At 47.3% G+C, this 16221-nt stretch carries 10 protein-coding genes; 7 read left to right on the top strand and 3 right to left on the bottom strand.

The window, feature by feature from the left end; genetic code table 11:
• Nucleotides 1-393 precede the first annotated feature (393 nt).
• The 4 genes from VM802_RS06210 to VM802_RS06195 are packed head-to-tail and all read left to right on the top strand — an operon-like array spanning nucleotide 394 to nucleotide 6587.
• A complete protein-coding gene (locus VM802_RS06210) occupies nucleotides 394-1500 on the top strand; it encodes an efflux RND transporter periplasmic adaptor subunit (RefSeq protein WP_168737418.1) in 1107 nt (368 codons plus the stop codon).
• 25 nt (nucleotides 1501-1525) lie between these two features.
• Nucleotides 1526-4627, top strand: coding sequence for an efflux RND transporter permease subunit (locus VM802_RS06205; RefSeq protein ID WP_168737419.1), 3102 nt, complete (start codon nucleotides 1526-1528; stop codon nucleotides 4625-4627).
• A gap of 4 nt (nucleotides 4628-4631) precedes the next feature.
• On the top strand, nucleotides 4632-5894 hold the full coding sequence (locus VM802_RS06200; protein WP_168737420.1) for a TolC family protein: 1263 nt from the start codon (nucleotides 4632-4634) through the stop codon (nucleotides 5892-5894).
• Between the two features lie 9 nt (nucleotides 5895-5903).
• Nucleotides 5904-6587 (top strand): outer membrane beta-barrel protein, encoded by a 684-nt coding sequence (locus VM802_RS06195; protein WP_168737421.1) that lies wholly within the window; start codon nucleotides 5904-5906, stop codon nucleotides 6585-6587.
• A gap of 473 nt (nucleotides 6588-7060) precedes the next feature.
• Here VM802_RS06195 and VM802_RS06190 read toward each other — a convergent pair whose 3' ends face one another.
• Complete coding sequence (locus VM802_RS06190; RefSeq protein WP_168737422.1) at nucleotides 7061-7804, bottom strand: DUF4397 domain-containing protein; 744 nt, start codon at nucleotides 7802-7804, stop codon at nucleotides 7061-7063.
• 541 nt (nucleotides 7805-8345) lie between these two features.
• Nucleotides 8346-8552, bottom strand: a complete 207-nt coding sequence (locus tag VM802_RS06185) for a hypothetical protein (protein WP_325528959.1) — start codon at nucleotides 8550-8552, stop codon at nucleotides 8346-8348.
• 982 nt (nucleotides 8553-9534) lie between these two features.
• Here VM802_RS06185 and VM802_RS32310 point away from each other — a divergent pair.
• On the top strand, nucleotides 9535-9666 hold the full coding sequence (locus VM802_RS32310; protein ID WP_414647047.1) for a helix-turn-helix domain-containing protein: 132 nt from the start codon (nucleotides 9535-9537) through the stop codon (nucleotides 9664-9666).
• Between the two features lie 86 nt (nucleotides 9667-9752).
• Here VM802_RS32310 and VM802_RS06175 read toward each other — a convergent pair whose 3' ends face one another.
• Nucleotides 9753-10571, bottom strand: a complete 819-nt coding sequence (locus VM802_RS06175; protein WP_295867848.1) for an HAD-IIA family hydrolase — start codon at nucleotides 10569-10571, stop codon at nucleotides 9753-9755.
• A 400-nt stretch (nucleotides 10572-10971) separates the two neighbouring features.
• Between VM802_RS06175 and VM802_RS06170 the strand changes: the two genes are divergently transcribed.
• Entirely contained in the window at nucleotides 10972-14403 is a 3432-nt protein-coding gene (locus tag VM802_RS06170; RefSeq protein ID WP_325528958.1) for a SusC/RagA family TonB-linked outer membrane protein, read from the top strand.
• A gap of 34 nt (nucleotides 14404-14437) precedes the next feature.
• Nucleotides 14438-16129, top strand: a complete 1692-nt coding sequence (locus VM802_RS06165; protein WP_325528957.1) for a SusD/RagB family nutrient-binding outer membrane lipoprotein — start codon at nucleotides 14438-14440, stop codon at nucleotides 16127-16129.
• Nucleotides 16130-16221 lie beyond the last annotated feature (92 nt).

The following is a 16221-nucleotide window of genomic DNA, read 5'->3' as shown; positions in this document are numbered from 1 at the left end:
ATGGTTAAAGTCAACCCCAATCGCAGATTGTAGCTCACATCATACCTATAATTAACCCGGAGGCGCTTTATAGCGCCTCCTATTTTTATTTATATAAGCCTTTTCTGAATAGCTACGAAATAAAATGTTAAAGATCCTGCATTCTCCCCAAAAGAATAGGAAGGTCGTTCTACTTCCGGTTTTATTAAACGTAGACCTAATTAAAACAACAGCAGCACCACTCTTCTATCAGTAAACAAAAAATAATGGAAATGAATATAATAATAAACATTCAAAAGCAGTATGTATATGCTTTTTTAGGCAACAGCAAAGTAGATGCTACCATTAATTTACAACTATGGCTGGATAAATAAAATCCGCATATATGAACTTATAACGCTTAACAATGGCACAATGAAACAAATACAGGCATTTTTTTATGGTACATTACTCATGACATCATGTACACAAAAGCCTTCTCGTACAACTGTCAACAGCTGTGAGCTGCACGGCGACACTGTAATCATTAATTCACAATCTGCACTGGCAAAAAAAATCCATATTGACACCATCAGCAGACAGCTGTTACGTCAACAGATGTCTGTAGCAGGCGTGGTAAAGGTGATCCCCAATAAGTTTGCAGAAGTAGCGCCGACTTTTTCGGGCAGGGTCCTTTCAGCTTACCTGAAACTTGGCATGAAAGTAACGCCTGCTACTCCCCTTTTTTCCATGAGTTCGCAGGATTTTATTACAGCGCAGAAAGCATTCTTTCAGGCGAAAGAACAACTGCTGCTGGCAGAGAAAAGACTGGCACGACAGCGTAATTTAGTGGCCAATGGCGTAGGCGTTCAACGGGAGCTGGAAGAGGCGCAAATGAATTATGATGTAGAAAAAAAAGAATTTGAAAGCGCCCGGTTGAGTATCCGGTTATACAAGGCCAATCCCGATGAACTGGTCCTGGGACAGCCCCTGATCATCTACGCCCCTATTACAGGTGAAATAGTAGAGAATAAAGTAGTAGTAGGCCAATTGATAAAAAATGACGGCGCCAGTGTGGCCTCAGTAGCGGAACTATCAAAGGTATGGGTAGCTGGCCATGTCAAAGAAAAAGATATGGGCGCTATCCGTCAGCTGAGCCATTCACAGATCACCATTGCCGCGCTGCCAGGTAAAATTATACGGGGAACAATCTTTCATATCAACGAATTGATCGAGGAAAGCTCCCGCAGCGTGGAAGTATTAATGGAGTGCAAAAATGACGACCATGCACTTAAACCGGGTATGTATGTGAATGTTAATTTTGAAAACACGCCGCAACCTACCATCCTGATTTCCCCCAAATCACTGCTGCAGCAAAGCAATACCTCCTTCGTTTTCCGGCAGGTCGCTGCTGGCAGGTACGTACGCCAACAGGTAGAAACAAACGGTGTCCTCGGCAACAAGGTGGTAGTAAAGTCGGGGCTTTCAGAAAACGATACCGTCATTAGCGATGGCGCCTATTATCTATTGGACGCCAGGTAGCCATTATTTATTAATTGAAAACAACATGATGAACCTGATTTATATAACCATCCGGAAAAGATGGTTACTGATAGGCTTTTTTATAATGCTGGCACTATTTGGCTATTATTCGTGGAAACAATTGTCTATCGAAGCATACCCGGATATTGCGGATGTAAGCGCCCAGATTATTACGCAGGTGCCCGGACTGGCAGCGGAGGAAATGGAACAGCAGATTACCGTCCCGGTAGAGCGGGTACTGAATGGGCTTCCCGGCATGAGCGTCATGCGCAGTAAAAGCACCTTCGGCTTATCTATCGTTACCGTTGTTTTTCAGGATGGTTACGAAGACTACTGGGCCCGGCAACGTATCAATGAAAGACTGAACGCATTAACACTTCCCTATGGAGCCAAACCGGGATTGGACCCGTTGACTTCCCCTATCGGGGAAATCTACCGGTATGTGATAGAAAGTAAAGGCCATGACCTGAGGGAATTGACCGACCTGCAAAATTGGGTAATTATACCCCGTTTAAAACAGGAAGCCGGTGTAACCAACGTCACCAATTTTGGAGGCATTACCACCCAATACCAGGTAGAACTAGACCCCGCACGGTTGGAACAATATCAATTGTCGCTCGGCGATGTCCAGGCCGCCATCACTAACAATAACGCCAACGCCGGCGGAAGTATACTCAACCAGGGCGACCTGGGCTATGTGATCCGCGGAATCGGATTGGTGAAAACACTGGAAGCACTTGGCGACCTGGTTATTAAAACCAACAAAGGCGTTCCTATTCTGCTAAAAGACGTAGGTGAACTCAGATATGGCAACCTGGAGCGGAAAAGCATCCTGGGCTTTACAGACCGGGAGGTAGATTACAATGAAAGCATCGAAGGCGTAGTACAATTACTAAAAGGGCAAAACCCTACGCTGGTATTGCAGGGAGTACACAATGCCATTGATGATCTCAACAACCACCTGCTGCCTGAGGGAGTACGGATCCGGCCATATATGGATCGTACAGACCTGGTGAACACCACGCTGAATACGGTTTCACACACCTTGATAGAGGGCATGATGCTGGTCATTATAGTGCTCATCGTATTTCTTGGCAGTTGGCGGGGGGCATTGATCGTTGCTATTACAATACCATTAGCATTGCTGATTGCCTTTATATTGATGTATTTTACCAACATTCCGGCCAACCTGCTTTCCCTGGGCGCCATTGATTTTGGAATTATCGTGGATGGCGCCATTGTGATGATGGAAACGATCCTGAAAAAACGGGAAGAAAATGAACTGGCACCGCTGGACGAGCGTTCCATAGCGCAACGGGCGGCGCTTGTTGGCAAGCCGGTATTATTTGCTACCATTATTATCATTACCGCCTACCTGCCTTTATTTGCTTTTGAAAGAGTAGAACGTAAGCTGTTTACACCAATGGCGTTTACGGTGAGCTACGCTCTGGCAGGTGCCTTGATAGTAGCAATGTTGCTAATTCCAGGTCTCGCTTACAGCGTATACAGAAAGCCGCGCAAATTATACCACAACAAATGGCTGGAAAAATTATCCGTAGCCTACCTGGCCCGTACCAGAAAGATCATGCAAAAGCCTAAAAGGGTTTTGTGGCCATTAGGCATAGTGCTGATAAGCGCTGCTATACTTTCCGCGACCGTAGGCAAAGACTTTCTCCCCTCTTTAGATGAAGGCTCTATATGGCTACAGATACAACTCCCCACGGGCATATCACTCCAGAAGTCGAAAGAAATGAGTGACTCTTTACGTATGGTAACCCTGAAACACAAAGAGATCACCTATATGATGGTGCATGCCGGCAGAAATGACGATGGAACAGACCCCTGGTCGGCCTCCCATTTTGAATGTTCTGTAGGGCTCCGGCCTTATAAAGAGTGGCCCAAAGGAAAAACCAAAGCCGATCTTATTGAAGAACTGGCGGCCGACTATGCCGCAATGCCAGGTTATAATGTTGGCTTCAGTCAGCCGATGATCGATAACGTGATGGACCGGATATCAGGCGCCCATAGCGAGCTGGTTGTAAAAGTATATGGCGACGATTTTGCAGAAACCCGGCGGATAGCGCAGCAGGTGCTACAGTCCCTAAAAAAGATAAAAGGCGCGGTAGATCTCTCTATCGACCAGGAGCCCCCTCTGCCACAACTGCAAATTAAAATCGACAGAGCGGCTTTGGCGCAATACGGGCTGAACGTGAGCACTGTGTCGGAGCTGGTAGAAGTAGCCATTGGTGGTAAACCGGTGTCCCAGCTTTTTACCGGCAATAAAGTATATGATATCACCTGCCGGTATAAAGAAGACAGCCGAAATACGCCGGAAAAAATTGCCAATCTGATGCTGGCATCTCCCACTGGGGCCAGGATTCCTTTGTCGCAGGTAGCTGCTATCAGCACCACTACCGGGGAAGGCATCATTACCAGGGAAATGAACAAAAGGCACCTGACTGTAAAACTAAATCTCCGGAACGTGGACCTGTCTTCTTTTATGGAACAGGCCAGGCACAGTATAGAAAAAGACATCTCTTATGATCACGGAAAATACCGGATTGTATGGGGAGGGCAATTCGAGAATCAAAAGCGCGCCTACGCAAAACTGGCGGTGGTGGTGCCTGTAACGCTGCTGTTTATGTTCCTTCTGTTATACGGCGCATTCGGACGATTCCGGCAGGCGGGGCTGATCCTCAGCATTGTTCCGCTGGCACTCTTTGGCGGCATGTTGGCGCTCAATATAAGAGGTATGACCCTCAATGTATCTTCTGCGGTTGGCTTTATTGCATTGTTTGGCGTAGCTATTCAAAATGGAGTGATCATGATCTCCAATTTCAATGAGCTGCGCATACAGGGAGCTACCTTACTGGAAGCCGTAATTGCCGGTGCGGCCAACAGGTTCAGGCCCATATTGATGACCGCCACCGTTGCCATTCTTGGCTTATTGCCAGCCTCATTGGCTACCGGCATTGGCTCAGATGTTCAGCGCCCACTGGCTACCGTAGTAGTATACGGCCTGCTGGCTGCTACCGTCATTACGCTATTTGTTTTGCCGGCATTGTATTATCTGTCTGAAAGCAAATGGGGTGCTACAGACTATCAGCAAAAGGATGAAAAAAAATAAACAGATGGCTATCAGATATGGTAATATCCTGCTATTGCTTTTCCTGGCAGTACGGGGAAATGCACAAGTAACTGACTCGTTGACTTATACCCGCTTCCTGGCGGAAATAACAAATAACAACCTGGCGTATGTAACAGAGCGGTTCAACGTCAACCTGGCTGCCGCAAGGGTTGCTGCGGCAAAGGTTTTCCCAGACCCGACGCTGTCATTTGGCTGGGTGGATAACGGGCAGAAAAGAATGAAAATGGGGTATGGATTTAGTACCTCTGTCAACTGGCTGCTGGAATTGGGCAATAAACGACAAGCCAGAAGCAGCGTAGCAATAAGCCAGCTGGAACTGACAAACCTGTTGCTGGAAAACTACTATCGCCAGCTCAGGGCAGATGCCACGCTGGCCTACCTGCAAACCACACTACAGGAAAACCTGCTCAAAGTAACCACGGAATCTTATCAAAACATGTCGCTGTTTGCCCGGGCAGATAGCATCCGATTTCAGCTGGGAGAAATAAAAGCAGTAGATGCGCGCCAGAGTAAACTGGAAGCCGCCAACATGTTGAATACAGTGTATAAGCATGAAGCCAGCTTTAAGGCCGCCTTATTACAATTGGGGATGCTGATGGGAAAATCATCAGATACGCTTTACTACCCTGCTACGTTCAAATCCGGATTTGACAGGGAATTTAGTTTAAAAGACCTTATCAACACCGCTGTCAGCAACCGGGCCGATGTCCTCGCTGCCGTGAAAGATAAAGAAGTGGCCAACAACCTGGTGAAGCTGGCACAGGCCAACAGGATGCCGGACCTTGGACTAAGCCTGGGAATGGCGCAAAACTCCGGTGCTACCAACACCATAGCACCAGCCCCTTCCACGAATGTTATTTCCGCAGGTATTAGCATACCATTGAAGTTTTCCGGCAGGTCGAAGGCGGAGCTGTTATCGGCCCAATACAGCGCAGCCCAGGCAGCTGCCCGTTACCAGCAGGCGGCATTACAGGTACAAACCGAAGTGGCCACCAGCTATTATAATTACCTCGCTGCCCGCAAACAAGTAAGCCAGTTTCATACCGGCATACTGGAAGATGCGCAGAAAGCACTCGACGGTAAGATATACAGCTATCGGTCCGGCGAGATCAATCTGCTGGAAGTACTGAATGCCCAGCGCACCTACAACAGCCTGAAACAGAGCTATTACGAGGCACTAAATGGATATGCCGCGGCGCTGGTGGAAATGGAAAGAACAGCCGGCATCTGGGATATTAACTTATAAACGAATGATATGAAACATATTCTGATAATGATAGCTTTCCTTGCATTACTTCCGCCTGTTTGCGCCCAGCAAGACAGTAGCGGATACCGGGAAGTATCATTTGGCATAAAAGCAGGGGTATCTTCCAGCTCACTATATGGTGGGGACCTTCATTTATTGTCGTCCGGCAGCTACGTAAAACCTCTGCCCGGTATGTTTGCAGGAATTACGGTGCACTCCAGGCTAAGCAAGTATTTTGGCATCCAATCCGAATTATCAGTTGGGCAAAGTCCGGTGATGTTGCATCTCCTGGACAGCAACAGCCAACAGGTATACAACAGCCGTTTTAAGAGCACTTATCTGATGATAGCCCCCATCTCAACTACTGCTTACTTTCACCGGTTCCGGTTATCTGCCGGCCCTTACGTTAGCAGCTTGCTGCACAGCAGTATAGAACGAAAAGGCGCCGATGGACAAATAACAACAGAAAGAAACATTTTCGGCACCGCTACTGCTCCGGGAGGATTCCGCTACAAATTTGATGCTGGCATCGTGGTACAGCTGCGCTATGAATGCAACAATGGCTGGAATATAGGCGCTGGCTATTCCCGTGGATTTATACCGGTTATAGAAGACCCACGCATACAGCATCAATGGAAAATATACAACCAGCAGTTCAACCTTTTCCTGGGTTACCAATGGCGGAGAAAATAAACAGGAAATCGAGTAGACAGTGAGGGATTATTTCCCTCACTGTCCTTTCACACCACCGTACGTACCGGCCTGGTATACGGCGGTTTGTTAGAATAATTTCTTCCGATGTTCTGTTTTCATATCTTAGTGATGATAGAATCCTAAGTAACCTTTCTTCCTAAAGTACTTGCTGGCGAGTATGCTACACAATATCGGACTGCGTGACATGCAGCTATATCCCGAACTGGCGTTACTCCACTGCTATCCGTCACCTTTAGGTCGCCTAGTTTTATGAGATGCCGGCACTGCCCTTTGATTGTCTTCCATTGCTTCCAGGCACACATGCGTAGCCGCCCATGCACTTTGCTGTCCAATTTGTACATCAACTTCTTAAGGAAGAGCTCTTTTAACGTATAACCATATAGGTTATCACACATAAAGGCCACTCTCTGTATTCAGAGGTGGCCTTTTCCGTTCTCTACATCCCAAAAAATTTATTTATGTTGTGATACCTGGAGTGCAACTTTGGTGGTTCCCGTCCCCTTTGCCAGACCACTCAGGTACAATGTTGCCACTTTTCCATCCTCCAGTTTAACAATAGGAATATCGAGTATCGTCGTTTCTTTTCCACCAACCTTGGTTTTGACTTTCACATGATAATCACCCGCAGCAACAGATTTGAATACAGATAGTGATTTAATATCGGGCTTATCCCCAACATAAGTAGCATTACTTACCAACCGCAGACTGTCTTTATTCTTAAAAACATCAATATCAACAGCGGTAGCATCAGGTGACAGGTGCAGGAAACGTACGTTGGACTTCCCTTTTGCCGGGCTGCTGCGGTCATCCGTTAACAACAATGCCTTTACTTTGTTGTTCAACAGCGTGTCATACACGAACAACGAATAACTCACTTTGTCTGTCAACGCATATTTCCCATCCACTATTAACTTACTTCCGTCCAGTAAGAATTTCAATACCGCTTCTTTGTCAGCCGGCACAGGAATGTACCCGTTTGACTGTCCAAGGAACTTCAGTTTATCCTGGTGCTTTTTGCCATTGATATCTGCGGTCAATTCACCGGTCTTTGGAGAAGCATGCACGAATTGCATAGTTGCATTCCTGGCTGGTGGCGGTGGCGGAGCCGGATCGTCTTTCTTTTTGCAGGAGGTCACCAAAGTGGCGGCTAACAGGGTAAAGGCAATACCTTTCAGGGGCATTCTTACTTGTTTCATATACTAATTTTTTTTGAATAAATACTACTGTACAGACTACGTTTCGTTCACCGGAAGGCTGTTCTTCTTCCTGATAGAAAACAACAGATTGCGCATTCTTCCTATGGCAACCAATGTTATTTTTAATTTTTTTGAAAGAAAATATTTAATAGCTGCCTATAAATGTCATCAATAGCCTATCTAAACAAGGAGGCTGGCCGCTGAAGAGCCGCCTCCGTTGATTAATGCACCAATAACTGAAGCGCTTCCGTAGTAAACATTCTACTAATATTTCACCATTTGCGACATCAGCAACTTCGTTGGTATGACAGGTAATAGCCCAACATCAATAATATACCGCTACGGACCCTGGTAAAGTTATTGCTCTCCCCATTCCAGGAACTACAAACAGCGGCCGCAACCTTCCGGTTTTCCGGAACAGCAAATGTTCCTGTTTTATTACGCTCCTGTTTCTACAACATTCAAATGAACACGCCGGTACACCGCTGTCTGCTTGCAATAACGTTTCCTATTCTGCCTGGTAAATACAATATTGATAGAATCAATGTTTTTTGCCTGTCTTCTTCGCAGTATCTACCTTTGCTGGTTTTAATACCGGTGCTGCGGGACGGGATCCAGTTTTTTTACTGGTATCTGCCATCTGTTTGCGTTGTTCTTTTGATGGCTGCTGTGCCATTGCACCTGTAGTAGAAATCACGGCAACAACCACTGCCAGCATCGCTGAAAAAAATAATCTGTACTTCATCATTTTAATTTTTGCGTTATTAAATATTAACCGGTAGAATAACCGATACGTACAATTGAAAAACATAGAGGCTGTCTCAAAAGTAATCTGAAGGCACTGAGAATATCGTAAACGAAAACTCTCTCCACCAGGTACCCGGATAAAATTGGGTAAAAATTACTTTTGAGACAGCCTCTCCCCAGGACGGAAGATTGTTAAAGTAGCGTTAAAGGAAAAAACATTAATAGCCAAAATACAAGCCATTCATATAAGGGAAGTCGAAAAATTCAATATAACAAACAACTGTTGGCTATTACCCGGTTACGTCTGTATCAAGCTAACTCCCGATTCCTCCTACAGGAAACCATATACCATTAAACTTATTCATGGCTGAACCTCCTTCTTAATTTTCCCAAAATTGGTTAATGCGCCTTTGCGTAAATGACCTTGGCAACTTCCCTATAAGCATTCAGGCATACCCCGCTTCTCAAATACATCGTTTGCCAATAATACGCCATCAAAATTACCGGCTTTAACGAGGCTGCGGGTATAGTTTCCAGGCTGGCCCATAAATACCGGTTATTGTTCGGCGCCTGGGGAATCATGTTGGTCATCAAAAAGTAGCGGAGTTAGCTGTCTCATCTGCGGTTCTGTCGCCCGAAGGGCAATTGTGACCTCGAAATTCATTCTCATAATGCCATTGTTACGCACAATGTCTTTACGAATGATAGGGAATCACAGTACCCTACAATGCCATGGGATTAATGTTCAGCGTACTTGTACAGGAAAAGTCAAGGTGATACGGCTAACAGAAAATAGGTTGTCTATAGGCTACAATAGGGCAACTCATCCATATTTCACACGGGCTACCCACCGTTCAATTCATCACGAACGAATTAAATATCTCACCCAACTATTTAAGCCGGTTACTTAAAAAATTTAACCGGCTAAAGCACACAACAATTCATACACAGTAAGTAAAGCGATCGAAAAGGCAAAAGAAAAATTGTCGGCAACCGATTTATCTGCAAGCGAAATCGCATATAAACTGGGCTTCGAGCATCCACAGTCATTCATCAAACTATTCAAAAGCAAAACGAATGTCTCCCCTTTGGCTTTTCGGAAGTCGTTTAACTGACAAAGCGAAAAGATCAAAGAAAGCCGGCGGGATAGCCCGGCCGGCCTCACTTCAAACAACATAAAAAGCCCTATGGCAACATCCGTTTAATAGTCATCAGTAACAAGCGCAGATCTTCCCATCACCCGCATAAACAATTCTTCCTCCAGCAGGTCTTTAATGGACCGGATCACAAAGTCAGGAGCATAGCCGAAATGTGCCAGGTCTTCTTCCCGGGTCACGCCTGTTAAGGTAAGTACGGTAGTAAAGCCCATAGAGCCTGCTCCCAGTATATCTGTCCCCATGGTATCCCCTATCATCACTGTTTCATCTGTGGTGAGCTGCAAGGCTTTCCTTGCCATACGCATCATCACCGGGCTTGGTTTCCCTACGCTGAAAGCTTTGATACCCGTCGCAAATTCAAGCATAGCCACCAGTGCGCCGCAACCTACCCGGTACTTACCGCCTCCCATCGGGCAATTGGGGTCCAGGTTGGTGGCAATAAGCTTGGCGCCCTTCATGATCATATTAATCGCCTTATCCACAGATTCCAGCATGATCGTTCTGCCTTCGCCGATAATCACGTAATCCGGCTGATCATCTACAATGGAATAACCCGCATTATGCAGTTCTGTCAGCAGGCCACCTTCGCCGATCACATAGGCGGTACCATTTTCCTTCCGGGATGCCAGGTACCTGGCTGTGGCCATGGCACAGGTGAAAATATCCGTATCATTTACCCTGAAGCCCATTTTATTGAGCTTGTAACAAACATCCCTGCTGGTCCTTTGGCTGTTGTTGGTGAGGAAGAGGAAGGGCAGCCCTTTGTCTCTGAGCCCGTTGATAAAATCAACTGCGCCGGGAATGGGCTCACTGCCTTTGTAGATTACGCCATCCATGTCGATTAAAAATCCCTTTTTTTTCATAGCAATCAGATGTTTGGTTAGTTATATGCGAATTAAATAAGCGAACGCTATCAGAAAAAAAATGGAATAAATAAAGGCAGGATGGAATGTATAAAGGCAGGAAGAAAGATGCGCTATCATAAATACAGGCATCTGTCTTAAAGATAATTATTAATTCCGGATTGTTTTATTTATTTTCAAAAAGAATACCGTTGCAACATTTAGGGATACCATTTGTTACATATAATAGGGCAACAGAATTGTGAGAAGCAGCGAACAATTCATTCTTTCCTCCGGCGTAGCGTTTTCCTATACTTAAACATAGTACCGATAAATCTGTCCCCTTATGAACACAGCAAATCAATAGCACGCAAATCATTACACTTGTTATTTTTTAACATCAACCATCAAAATCAAACGTATGTGGACATGTTCACACCCCTACAGATCCGGGGCCATCGTATTGTACCTGTTACTTTACTGGAGCACTGCCATGGCACAAACCAGCAAAATCATCGGAAAAGTCAGCTCCGTCCGGGGCGAACCTATTCCCGGAGTATCCATCATGCTGAAGGATTCCAAGACCGGGGCCGTAACCGATGCCCAGGGTAACTACATCATCACCGCGCCCGGCAACGGCACCCTGATATTCAATGCCATTGGCTTTCTCAAACAGGAGGTGCCTATCAACAACCGGAGTATTGTGAATGTCATTGTTGCAGAGGATAACAAACAGCTCGGAGAGGTGGTCGTAACAGCGCTGGGGGTCACCAAGACGAAAAAAAGCCTGGGGTATGCCACCACTGAGATCAAAGGAGCCGACCTCGCCGTTACCAACGAGGTAAACCCGGTAAATGCCCTGCAGGGCAAAGTGGCCGGGGTGCAGATTGACCAGGGCGGCGGAGGGCTCTTCGGCAGCTCCAAAATTGTGATCCGCGGTAACTCCACGCTGGGCACCAATAACCAGCCCATATTTGTGATAGATGGGGTGATCGTGGAAAACAATACCTTCAACGGCACGGGCCGCGATTTTGGTAACGATCTGAAAAACCTCAACATGGAAGACTTTGAGTCCGTCACCGTGCTGAAAGGCTCTTCTGCCGCGGCTTTGTACGGCTCCAGGGCTATCAACGGCGTTATCCTCATCACCAGTAAAAAAGGACGGGAAAGAAAAGGGATAGGGGTTAACGTTAGCCAGACCTTCAACACCTTCCGCCCCTACGCCGGCCCGGACTTCCAGAATGAATTCGGAGGCGGCACCGTAGGTTATTTCTTTACTGACAACCGCGACCCTAATTATAAATCGAACGAACGCTGGAGGACCAAGGTATTCCCAACAGACCCCACTACCGGCAAACCATATATTGACAGGCAGGTAGGACGCGAACTGGAAAACTGGGGACCCCGTTTCGCCGGACAGGAGGTGCTGAATTACGATGGTACCCCCACTCAATATGTAGCACAGCCCGATAACTTCATGGATGCATTCCAGAACGGACGCGGCTCCGCCACCAATATTGCGCTGGACGGAGGTAACGACAGGTCCACCTTCAGGGTGTCCTACACCCGCGATCAAAGCCAGGGGATCGTCGCTAAAAACAGCCTGTTAAAAAACAGCTTCGACGTACGGGTCACACATACCATCAACAGGTTCCTCAGTGCCGATGTCAGCGCCAACTACACCGACTTTGCAGGTAAAAATCCGCCCCGGCTCGGCGGACTCGACGCTTTCGCTTCCTATAACTTCGGGAAACTGTTTTCGTGGATCCTTCCCCGTAACTATGATACGAAATACTGGATGCAGAAAGCCCATTACACCAGTGTATTCGGAGGCGCTCCCAATCCGGCGGACCCTAATGAGCCCAACAAAGCGCCGGAATCCCGTTTCTGGTTCAGTTTATTTGAAAATGAATACCTGCAGAATGAACAAACCATCCGCGGACGTATAGCCCTCACCGCCACCATAACGCCCTGGGCTAAACTGCTACTGGAAGGTAACGTCAATAACCTGCATACAAAGAATGAAAACAAGGAACTGGGACAAAGCCCCGATTTCAAAGGTGGTCTTTATGGACTTGGACATACCAGCAAGGAAAGCTATTTCCTCAAATGGATGCTGATGATCAATAAAACCCTTGCAAAAGACCTGGACCTGAGCGGTTATATAGGCGGCGAAACCCAGCGCTTCCAGACGACCTTTAACTACAGCGAAACTGTAGGCGGATTGAACTACCCCGGCCAGTTTTTCCTGGGTAACTCCGCGCAAAAAATGGAACCCAAAGGTGGACTTAAAACCAAAAAAGCTTTTAACTCCCTCTATGCCAGCGCCGATCTGGCCTGGAAAAACCAGCTGTTCCTGCAAGCCACCTTCCGGGGCGACTGGTCCTCCGCGCTGGCCTACACCAACGGCGGCGGTAACTTCTTTTACAACTACCCGGCCGTTAGCTTATCATGGTTGTTTTCCGAAACATTCAAACTGCCCTCCTGGATCAGTTATGGTAAGCTGAGAGGAAATCTTGCAGCACTGGGTAACGATACCGATCCGTTCACCATCAACCCCGGATTCACCTTCAACGGCTTCACATCGTCCAATGGGACCGATATCCCTATGTCGACCTATAGCCGCTACCGTGACCCGCTCACCGGCAAGCTGATGGTCATACAGCCTAACCTGAGGCCACAACGGAAAATAGCCAAGGAATTAGGCGCCGAAATGCGTTTCCTGCAAAACAGGATCGGCTTTGATTTATCCGTATACCAGGATAACACCCGGGACCAGATCCTCGACGTAGCCACCCCTCCGGAAAGCGGACAGGATGGTATTATCATCAATGCAGGTAACATCCAGAACAGGGGACTTGAACTGATGATCGACGGAACACCGGTTAAAACAAAGAATTTTGAATGGAGCACCAATCTTAACTACTCCTTCAACCGCAACCTTATCAAGGATTTATACCCCGGCCGGACAGAATACGACCTGGGCGCCAATATCGGCGAAATAAGCACCTGGGCCGTAGTAGGTAAGTCCTATGGCGTATTACGCACACTGATTCATTCCAGCCCCTACCAGGCCAAAGATGCCAATGGCAACCCGGTAGATGACCCCAACAACGGTAAACCGGTACTGGCCTGGCGCTCTGATGCCCGTGCCGCATTCCCGGCCCGTAGCAATACCTGGCAGGATGTTGGCGACATCAATGCCAAATTCAGGGCAGGCTGGGGCAATACCTTCCGCTATAAAGGCTTTTCGCTGAATGTACTGCTGGATGCTAAAATAGGGGGCGATTTTGTGCTCCTCACCTACCGTTACGGTACCCACACCGGCGTATTCCCCAATACCCTGGCAGGAAGGGATGCCGCAACCGGCGGTATCACCTGGACCAGCAAATACGATGGCCAGACCTACGACGACGGCCTGATCCCCGATGGCGTATTCCCGAAAGGCCAGACAATCACACAGCCCGACGGAACACAGGTGGACGTAGGCGGCATGTCCTACGCACAAGCCTACGAAAAAGGATATGTAGAGCCTACGCATGCTCCGCAGTTTTATTATCGCTATGGTTCCTCCTCCACAGGTGTAGCCGATTACTGGGTCAAAAAGAACACCTGGGTATCATTGCGGCAGGTATCGCTGGCGTACCAGTTCCCGGCCAGTATCTGCAAAAAACTGATGCTCAATAACCTGAGCGTGGCTGTTGTAGGCCGCGACCTGTTGTACCTCTACAACAGTCTCCCCTACAACTATAACCCTGCTTCCAACAACTCTAACAACACTGCTTATTCCGGTGAAGAAGGATTTTTACCGATGATCCGCTCGATCGCAGGTACTATCAGGGTAGGGTTCTGATGAACGGTTTATTGCTACATCAAAAAACAAGATCATGAAAAATATAAAACACCGATATATAAAGGTTTACATAGCACTGGCCCTGCTGGGCGCCGGCTCCTGCTCCAAAAATTTTGGCGATATCAACACCGACCCAAGCCTGGTGAGTAAACCGGATGTAAAATTCCTGCTCAGCTATTCGGAGGACAAAATCTTTACCTACCAGGGCACCGAGTGGGTATGGGAAAGCATGGAACAGCTGATGCGCTTTACACAACATGTCACTTCCAGCCCGTACGAAATTACCAACAACGTAAATACCCGGTACAATAGTTACTACCTGCAGATACTACCCAACCTGAATGAGATCAGGCGGCAGGTGGATGCTATGCCCGACAAGGAAAAGTACCAGAAAATAAAGGTAGTTACCAACATCCTGATGGTGCTACATGGCATCAAGGTAACAGACATGAATGGCTCTATTCCTTTTAGCGAGGCCGTAAAAGGACGGTACGAACAGAAATACAATCCCGTTTATGATGAACAGCCAGCCCTCTTTGCCAACTGGCTGGGGCAGCTCGACGAGGCCATTAAAGTACTGTCCGATAATTCAACGGTAGCACAAATGGTTTACGGACCCTCTGACATTTTTTACCAGAGCGACTGGGTAAAATGGGTAAAACTGGCCAATACCCTTAAACTTCGTATAGCCGCCAGGTTAGAGAATGCAGACAAAGCAAAATGCCAGGCCATCTTCCAGGAAGTGATGAAAGACGCGATAGGCCCCATTAGCGACAATGATTCGCAGGTGAAATATGTTAATGCCACCTATGTGCCATTCGGGACCGGGGGAGATATTGATTACCGCAGCCGCAGGTACGCCACCACTTCTATTATGAGTTTCCTGAAGAAAACCAATGATCCCCGGTTACCGGTATACTTCGAAAAAAATGACCTGGTGGGGAGTTATAAAGATTCACTGGCCAAATATCAGGTATCCCTTCCTTCATTCATTGATCCGAACGATCCGCTGATCATGTACCAGGGAGGACCCGCCGACTGGACCACCAATCCCGATGTGGCATCCTATATCGGGAACCCGCTACCGGTAAGCCAGTTCACAAAATACTCCCTGATCTCTCCCATTAACCGCAGGTTTTTCTCGCCTCAACTCAACCAGGCAACCGGTAAGTTCATGGACGTTGCCGTTACCTATGCGGAAACCTGCTTTTATATAGCGGAGTTCATCCAGAAAGGTTACGCCGGCGGCGTAAATACCAAAGGCAGCGCGGAAGACTGGTACAAAAAAGGAGTAACCTCCTCGATACAGACCATGAATGCCATAGCAGCAGCCGCAGGTTCCACCACCGCTTATTCCGGCGATGGGACAACAGAGATCAACAACTACCTGGCTAACCCGTTGGTGAAATTCAACGGCGTAAACAACCTGGAAAAAATTTACATCCAGCAATTCCTGGGCATGTACCGGCAACCCAATGAAGCATATGTATTTTGCAGACGTACGGGGTATCCTAAAACCGGTTCGGCCTACTACGGCAGGGAACCATTCAACGAGTTGATCCCACGCCGTTTCTGGCTGATAGATCCCGGAGAAGTGAACAGGGCCAACTGGTCGGCCGCCATGCAGCAGCAGGGATTCACACCCAATGCGCAGGACTTGCCAACCCTCAGTTCACAGCGGGTCTGGTATGATAAAGCTGCTCCCGGTTTCGGAAAAGGACAGTAAACTAAAAAAAGGGTGTCTCAAAAGTAATTGAGGCACCCTTTTTTTATTTTCAGTTTTTCGGGTGGTTTTATGCACATTTTGACTGTATAACT

Source organism: Chitinophaga sp. (assembly GCF_035538455.1).
GTDB lineage: Bacteria > Bacteroidota > Bacteroidia > Chitinophagales > Chitinophagaceae > Chitinophaga.
This window is presented reverse-complemented; position numbering and strand designations above follow the sequence as displayed.